The sequence below is a fragment of the Lacticaseibacillus manihotivorans DSM 13343 = JCM 12514 genome, from assembly GCF_001435035.1.
GTDB lineage: Bacteria > Bacillota > Bacilli > Lactobacillales > Lactobacillaceae > Lacticaseibacillus > Lacticaseibacillus manihotivorans.
On record NZ_AZEU01000268.1, the window covers coordinates 1 to 371 of the forward strand.

Below are 371 nucleotides of genomic sequence, written 5' to 3' on the forward strand. Positions count from 1 at the left end.
AAAACGCATAATCAAACATCATGGTTTGTGATCGCAGTGCTGGCCGCAATTTTGCCGTTAGTGATTGTTAAACTTACCCCAGTATTCAGCGTGACCCCATCATTGCTACGCTTTTTAGGCATCAGCTATCTGACCTTCAAAGCGGTGCAAATCGTCATGGAGTTGCGCGATGGCACGATCAAGTCCTTAAAAATTTGGCCAGTGATTCGCTTCATGTGCTTCATGCCGACAATTTCCAGCGGCCCGATCGATCGCTACCGCCGGTTTGAACAAGATGTCGAAGGCGCACCTGAACGCGAACAATATGTCGACATGTTGAACCGCGCGGTGAAGTATTTGTTCTTAGGCTTCTTGTACAAATATGTGCTGGG

Annotated in this window: 1 pseudogene; it reads left to right on the forward strand. The window is 47.7% G+C overall.

From position 1 onward, the window contains the following. Positions 1 to 371 (forward strand): annotated as a pseudogene (locus FD01_RS16325) (D-alanyl-lipoteichoic acid biosynthesis protein DltB); the annotation flags it as partial.